The organism is Arthrobacter crystallopoietes BAB-32 (genome assembly GCF_000328305.2).
Classification (GTDB): Bacteria; Actinomycetota; Actinomycetes; order Actinomycetales; family Micrococcaceae; genus Crystallibacter; species Crystallibacter crystallopoietes_A.
Window position 1 is genome coordinate 1 of record NZ_ANPE02000167.1, and the last position, 7,228, is coordinate 7,228.

The 7,228-nt window shown below is 63.8% G+C and carries 7 protein-coding genes; 1 reads left to right on the forward strand and 6 read right to left on the reverse strand.

Annotated elements, in window-relative coordinates:
• Positions 1 to 264, reverse strand: a 264-nt coding sequence (locus D477_RS13560) for a hypothetical protein (RefSeq protein ID WP_005270080.1), incomplete at its 3' end; no start/stop codon positions are given.
• A gap of 196 nt (positions 265 to 460) precedes the next feature.
• Between D477_RS13560 and D477_RS13565 the strand changes: the two genes are divergently transcribed.
• The gene (locus D477_RS13565) at positions 461 to 844 is read left to right on the forward strand and encodes a VOC family protein (RefSeq protein ID WP_005270081.1); all 384 of its coding nucleotides are present in this window, start codon (positions 461 to 463) and stop codon (positions 842 to 844) included.
• Between the two features lie 105 nt (positions 845 to 949).
• Here D477_RS13565 and tuf read toward each other — a convergent pair whose 3' ends face one another.
• The 5 genes from tuf to D477_RS13590 form a co-directional block, all read right to left on the reverse strand.
• Positions 950 to 2,140 carry an elongation factor Tu gene (tuf, locus tag D477_RS13570; protein ID WP_005270082.1) on the reverse strand — a complete coding sequence of 397 codons (1,191 nt, stop codon included), beginning with the start codon at positions 2,138 to 2,140 and terminating at the stop codon, positions 950 to 952.
• A gap of 231 nt (positions 2,141 to 2,371) precedes the next feature.
• Entirely contained in the window at positions 2,372 to 4,474 is a 2,103-nt protein-coding gene (gene fusA / locus D477_RS13575) for an elongation factor G (RefSeq protein WP_005270083.1), read from the reverse strand.
• Between the two features lie 69 nt (positions 4,475 to 4,543).
• Complete coding sequence (rpsG, locus tag D477_RS13580) at positions 4,544 to 5,014, reverse strand: 30S ribosomal protein S7 (protein WP_005270084.1); 471 nt, start codon at positions 5,012 to 5,014, stop codon at positions 4,544 to 4,546.
• A 1-nt stretch (position 5,015) separates the two neighbouring features.
• Positions 5,016 to 5,390 (reverse strand): 30S ribosomal protein S12, encoded by a 375-nt coding sequence (gene rpsL / locus D477_RS13585; protein WP_005270085.1) that lies wholly within the window; start codon positions 5,388 to 5,390, stop codon positions 5,016 to 5,018.
• 247 nt (positions 5,391 to 5,637) lie between these two features.
• The coding region (locus tag D477_RS13590) for an acyltransferase family protein (protein ID WP_150110125.1) at positions 5,638 to 7,228 on the reverse strand (1,591 nt) is incomplete at its 5' end.

Consider the following 7,228-nt stretch of genomic DNA (forward strand, 5'->3'; position numbering starts at 1 on the left):
TGGCACTTGGCCGTGCAGGGCGGGACCGGGCTGCGCGGGAGCCGGGCGCTCCGCCGTCGTTATTGCTTTGACGCTTTCCTGGCCGTCGAGGAAGCCGTGCCGATAGCCCTCGTCATAGATCTGTGCGGGCGGAGGGACGCCTTGCGCCCGCGTGCCGGCCATGGCTCTGGGTTCGCTGGCCTGCCTGCTGCCGAAGAACCAGTTGGTGACCCAGCCGCCCCCAAAGCCCACGAGCATGACGGCAATCAGCGCCAAGAATTCCATTTCCCCCGGTTGCTTTCTTCGGTTGTGAGACTGTCCTGCCAGTCTACGGCGGCTGCACCAACCCGATGACCGGGCGGATCCGGATGTGGAAAACCTCTCGGAGCGGGAAAATTTCCTGCCTCGCGGGCGGGTTCAGCGGGCGCGGACGAGACTAATCTTTTAGGTGTCCGAATGCTGCGACGAGGGAGCTGGACTCATGCTCAGTACCACCAAGATGACCACGGTGCTGCCTGTGAAGGACATGGACCGTGCACGCGATTTCTACGAGAAGTCCCTCGGCCTGAAGCCTAAGGGACTCGTGGATGAAGACACCTTTATTTTCACCAGCGATGGCCAAGCCGCTCTGCAGCTGCTGCGCCGACCCAATCTTTCGGCGTCGGAACACACCGCGGTCAGTTTCGAGGTCGGCGATTTGGAAAAGGAAATGAATGACCTGGAGGGGCGGGGCGTCAAGTTTGAAGACTACGATCTGCCCGGCTTGAAGACAGAGAACCACATCGCCGTCACCGACCGTGACCGGAGCGCCTGGTTCACGGATACGGAAGGCAATATCCTCTGCCTACACCAGAACCTGAAGTAGTCAGCCCTTAATCGCAGGAAGCCCCGCTGCAGTTGCAGCGGGGCTTCCTCAGTTCGGCGGTCCCGTTACGGCCGCAGTGCGGCCGACGGTACCAGTGAAACCAAGTTACTTGATGATCTTGGTAACGCGGCCCGAACCAACGGTGCGGCCACCCTCACGGATAGCGAAGCCGAGGCCTTCTTCCATAGCGATCGGCTGGATCAGCTCAACGGTCATCTCGGTGTTGTCACCCGGCATAACCATTTCGGTGCCTTCCGGCAGGGTGATAACGCCGGTCACGTCCGTGGTGCGGAAGTAGAACTGCGGGCGGTAGTTCGAGTAGAACGGGTTGTGGCGGCCGCCTTCATCCTTGGACAGGATGTAGACGTTGGCCTCGAAGTCGGTGTGCGGGGTGATGGAACCCGGCTTCACGACGACCTGGCCGCGCTCTACGTCTTCGCGCTTGATGCCGCGGAGCAGCAGACCACAGTTCTCGCCGGCCCATGCTTCGTCGAGCTGCTTGTGGAACATCTCGATACCGGTAACGGTGGTCTTCTGGATCGGACGGATGCCCACGATCTCAACTTCGGAGTTGATCGCGAGGGTACCGCGCTCGGCGCGGCCGGTCACAACGGTACCGCGGCCGGTGATGGTGAAGACGTCCTCGATCGGCATCAGGAACGGCTTGTCCTTGTCGCGGACCGGGTCCGGGATGTTCTCGTCGACAGCTTCCATCAGGTCCTCAACGGACTTGACCCACTGCGGATCGCCTTCCAGGGCCTTCAGGCCGGAAACGCGGATGACCGGGGCGTTGTCGCCGTCGAACTCCTGCGAGGAGAGCAGTTCGCGAACTTCCATTTCAACGAGGTCGAGCAGTTCCTCGTCCTCAACCATGTCAGCCTTGTTCAGGGCGACCAGCAGGTAGGGGACGCCAACCTGGCGGGCCAGCAGAACGTGCTCGCGGGTCTGGGCCATCGGACCGTCGGTGGCGGCAACCACGAGGATCGCGCCGTCCATCTGGGCAGCACCGGTGATCATGTTCTTGATGTAGTCAGCGTGGCCGGGAGCGTCAACGTGTGCGTAGTGGCGCTTCTCGGTCTGGTACTCGATGTGCGAGATGTTGATGGTGATACCGCGCTGGCGCTCTTCCGGGGCAGAGTCGATAGCTGCGAAGTCACGCTGCTCGTTGAGATCGGGGTACTTGTCAGCAAGCACCTTGGAAATGGCAGCGGTCAACGTGGTCTTACCGTGGTCAACGTGACCGATGGTGCCAATGTTGACGTGCGGCTTAGTCCGCTCGAACTTTGCCTTCGCCACGGGTTCCTCCTAGAACGTTTTGAAAAGACGTGCTCTTCGGCAACGCTTGTCGCTGCCGAAACCTGAACAAGTCTACTTCGGGCTTTTTGATTTGGTGAAATTACAGCTTTCATCAGGCAACCGCAATCACTTGCGCACTGCCATCAGCCTGTGGCGCAGGGGCCGGCCGCCGGAACGGCCGGTCCCTGCAGACGGCTGCCGGCCCGGCGGACCGGTCCGGCAGCCAGCGACTTACTCGCCGCGCGTCTTCTGGACGATCTCGTCGGCAACTGCCTTCGGGACCTCAGCGTAGCTGTCGAACTGCATGGAGTACACGGCGCGGCCCTGGGTCTTGGACCGCAGGTCGCCGATGTAGCCGAACATTTCGGACAGCGGGACGTTGGCGCGCACGACCTTCACACCGGAAGCATCTTCCATGGACTGGATCATGCCGCGGCGGGAGTTCAGGTCACCGATGACGTCACCCATGTATTCCTCAGGGGTACGCACCTCGACGGCCATCAGCGGTTCGAGCAGGACCGGGTTGGCGCGCTTGACACCTTCCTTGAGGACCTGGGAACCGGCGATCTTGAACGCCATTTCCGAAGAGTCGACGTCGTGGTAGGCACCGTCGAGCAGGATTGCCTTGACACCGACCATCGGGTATCCGGCAAGGACACCCAGGCGCAGCGCGTCCTGGATACCGGCATCCACGGAGGGGATGTACTCGCGCGGAATGCGTCCGCCGGTGACCTTGTTCTCGAACTCGTAGAAGGTACCGCCGGCGGTGTCCAGGGGCTCGAAAGTGACCTGGACCTTCGCGAACTGGCCGGATCCACCCGTCTGCTTCTTGTGGGTGAAGTCGACCTTCTCGACGGTCTTCTTGATGGTTTCGCGGTAGGCCACCTGCGGCTTGCCGACGTTGGCTTCAACCTTGAACTCGCGGCGCATGCGGTCCACCAGGATGTCCAGGTGGAGCTCGCCCATGCCGCCGATTTCGGTCTGGCCGGTCTCATCGTTGAGGCTGACGGTGAACGTCGGGTCCTCATCGGAGAGCTTCTGGATAGCCGTCGACAGCTTCTCCTGGTCGCCCTTGGTCTTCGGCTCGATGGCCACGAAGATCACCGGCTCCGGGAAGCTCATGGACTCGAGCACGATCGGGTTTGCCGGATCGCAGAGGGTGTCGCCCGTGGTCACGTCCTTGAGGCCGATGGCCGCGTAGATGTGTCCGGTGGTGACTTCGTCGACCGGGTTCTCCTTGTTGGCATGCATCTGGAAGAGCTTGCCAATGCGCTCCTTCTTGCCCTTGGTGGAGTTGATCACCTGGGCGCCGGAGGCAGCCTTGCCGGAGTAGACGCGAATGTAGGTCAGGCGGCCGAAGAACGGGTGCGTGACGACCTTGAACGCCAGCGCCGAGAACGGCGCGCTGGCGTCAGCTGCACGCTCCAGGACGGTCTCTTCGTCGTTGACGGCGTGGCCCTGGATGTTCGGAACATCCAGCGGGGACGGCAGGAAGTCGATGACGGCGTCGAGCATGGGCTGGACGCCCTTGTTCTTGAACGCGGAGCCACAGTAGACCGGGTAGATCTCGGAAGCGATCGTCATCTTGCGGATGCCGGCCTTCAGTTCCTCGATGCTGGGCTCTTCGCCCTCGAGGTACTTCTCCATGAGCTCTTCGGAAGACTCGGCAACGGTCTCGACCAGCTGGGCGCGGTATTCCTCGGCCTTGGCCTGCAGGTCCGCCGGGATCTCTTCGATCTCGTAGTCGGCACCCATCTTGACCTCGCCACGCCAGGTGAAGGCCTTCATGGTCAGCAGGTCGACGACGCCTTCGAAGTTGCTCTCGGCACCGATCGGCAGCTGCATGACCAGCGGCTTGGCACCCAGGCGGTTGATGATGGTGTCGACGGTGAAGTAGAAGTCCGCACCGAGCTTGTCCATCTTGTTGACGAAGCAGATGCGCGGGACGTCGTACTTGTCCGCCTGGCGCCAGACGGTCTCGGACTGCGGCTCGACGCCTTCCTTGCCATCGAACACTGCGACGGCGCCATCGAGGACGCGCAGGGAGCGCTCAACCTCGACCGTGAAGTCCACGTGGCCCGGGGTGTCGATGATGTTGATCTGGTTGTCGTTCCAGTAGCAGGTGGTGGCCGCGGAGGTAATGGTGATACCGCGTTCCTGCTCCTGCGCCATCCAGTCCATGGTGGCGGCACCGTCGTGGGTCTCACCGATCTTGTGGTTCACACCGGTGTAGAAGAGGATGCGCTCGGTAGTAGTGGTCTTACCGGCATCAATGTGGGCCATGATGCCGATGTTGCGGACCTTCTTGAGGTCGGTAAGCACGTCGAGTGCCACAGTTTCTCCCTAATTAGGTGAGCAATTGGCGACGGCGGCGGATCACCGCCGTCGCCAATCTGAACTCTTTTACCAGCGGTAGTGGGCGAAGGCCTTGTTGGACTCGGCCATCTTGTGGGTGTCTTCGCGACGCTTCACAGCGGCACCGAGACCGTTCGATGCGTCCAGAATCTCGTTCATCAGACGCTCGGTCATGGTCTTCTCCCGGCGGGCCTTGGAGTAACCGACCAGCCAGCGGAGGGCCAGGGCGGTGGAACGGCCCGGCTTGACCTCGACGGGAACCTGGTAGGTTGCGCCACCGACACGGCGGGAGCGGACCTCGAGGGTGGGGCGAACGTTGTCCATGGCCTTCTTCAGGGCGGCCACGGGATCGCCACCGGTCTTGGCGCGAGCACCTTCGAGGGCACCGTAGACGATGCGCTCGGCGGTGGACTTCTTACCGTCGACCAGAACTTTGTTGATCAGCTGGGTAACCAGCGGGGATCCGTAAACCGGATCAACGACGAGCGGCCGCTTGGGGGCCGGACCCTTGCGGGGCATATTACTTCTTCTCCATCTTCGCGCCGTAGCGGCTGCGAGCCTGCTTGCGGTTCTTCACGCCCTGGGTGTCAAGAGCACCACGGACGATCTTGTAGCGGACACCCGGGAGGTCCTTCACACGGCCACCGCGCACCAGCACGATGGAGTGCTCCTGCAGGTTGTGGCCGACACCGGGGATGTAGGCGGTAACTTCGATGCCGCCGCTGAGGCGGACACGGGCTACCTTGCGAAGAGCGGAGTTCGGCTTCTTCGGGGTGGTGGTGTACACACGGGTGCACACGCCACGCTTCATGGGGCTGCCCTTCAGCGCGGGCGCCTTGGTCTTATTGACCTTCGGTGAGCGGCCCTTGCGGACCAGCTGCTGGATCGTAGGCACTTATCAGTTCTCCGTATTCTTAGGCTTTGCCCCGCCGGCTTGTTGCGAGGCCAGGCACTGTCGGTCGTCTTCGCAGCTGCGGAAGAAACGACCGTAGGCATGCAAAGGTGTGGCATTCACCGCGCAAGAACCCCGCGGACCGGAAACAGGCCCCATCTTCCTCGCGCCAAGCGCTGGGAAAACGGCCTTCATCCACTGCCACACAAAACAATCGAAGAACAGTCTATCAGAAATTTGCGGCGCGGCGTCACCGCCGGTCCCCCATCGCCTCGAGCAGCTCGCGCTCCAGCCCCGGGACCAGGGTCCGCATGTAGGTCCGGGTCACGTGGTTCTGGTCCGCGTAGACCAGCACGTTGCCGACAACGGCCGGGCAGGCCTTGTCCGTGCAGAACGCGTCGGTGAGGTCGAGGACGCGCGCTTCGGGCGCCAGCTCAGCCGCCTCGCGGGTGAGGTCCTTGCCGGTCAGGGCGTCCTTGCGGGGCTGTCCGCATTCCTGCGGATCCTCGTAGTGCAGGGCGACGCAATCCCGCGCCAGCCCGCCTTCCCGGCGTGGCAGCGGTGTATCCACCAGCGGATAGACTTCGATTCCTGCTTCGGCCAGGGCGTTCCAGTACTCCGCGAAGCCGGCGGCCCCCGGCCGGTGCCCGGTCTTGGAATCCACCCAGTTGACGTTGGCGTAGTAGGACGTGACGACGGCGTCGACGTCTCCCCCGCTGACCAGCCGCTCCAGTGTCCGGTCGTTGGGCCCGGTGCAGAGCAGGTTGCCGTCCCGCTCCGCCAGCCGCGGCTCCGCGCTGAACGGGCAGGAGTTTTTCAGGAACGTCAGCAGGCGCCAGCCGCGCTCCTTCGCAATGGGCTCCAGTGCCGCGAACCAGTGGGCAGCATGGGAATCCCCCACCAGCGCTACGGTGAAGTCCGCATCCTCGTCGCCGAAAACGCATTCACGTGTTTGCGGTGAGTCAACCGGAGTCGCGCAGTCGCCGACGTCGAAATTGTCCTCTGCCGCGAGCCCGGGGTCGGGCACAATGACTCGGCTGGCGGCCGTGAACGTGTGGTCTGCCGTCCTGGTGATCGCGCCGGCCCCGAAGTCCTCCGGCGGAGCGGCCAGCAGCGCCTCCCCCTGCGCGGCGCGCTCGGCCATGATCCGCTCCTGCTGGTTGCCGGGCACGAAGGCCAGCGTGCCGACCAGGGCGGTGGCGGCGGCGCCCGCGGCAAGCGGCCGCCAGGCCCGGGTGTGCAGCCAGCCGAACTTCCGCACCGGTGTCTCCACGAAGTAGAAGCTCAGCGCCGCAAGCCCGAACGAGGCGGCCAGCAGCAGCAGGCTCGGCACCGGCCCGGGTTCCTTGCCGGCGACGGTCTTGTAGAAGACGATCAGCGGCCAGTGCCACAGGTAGAGCGAGTAGGAGATGTTGCCGGTCCACTGCACCGGCCGGCTGTCCACCAGGCGGTGCAGCGAGAACGTGCCGGCGGTGCGCCCGGCGGCGATCACGGCCATGGTGCCCAGGACCGGCAGCAGGGCCGCAGCCCCCGGGAAGGGCGACGCGCCGTCGAGCAGGAAAGCGGAGGCGGCAATCATGGCCAGGCCGGCCAGTGCCAGCAGGCTGCGCAGGTTCTGCCAGCGCTCGGTGTAACTCAGTCCCGCGGCCAGCAGGCCGCCCAGGCCCAGCTCCCAGATCCGGGTCGGCGTGATGAAGTAGGCGGCCGGGTTGCCGGAGTAGGTGAACCACAGGGAGAAGGCCAGCGAGGCGATGGTCACCAAAGCGAAAAGTACGACGGCGAGTGGTGCCGGCGAGCGGCGGGCGTGCCGCATGGCCGCGGCGGGTGCCATACGGCGGCGC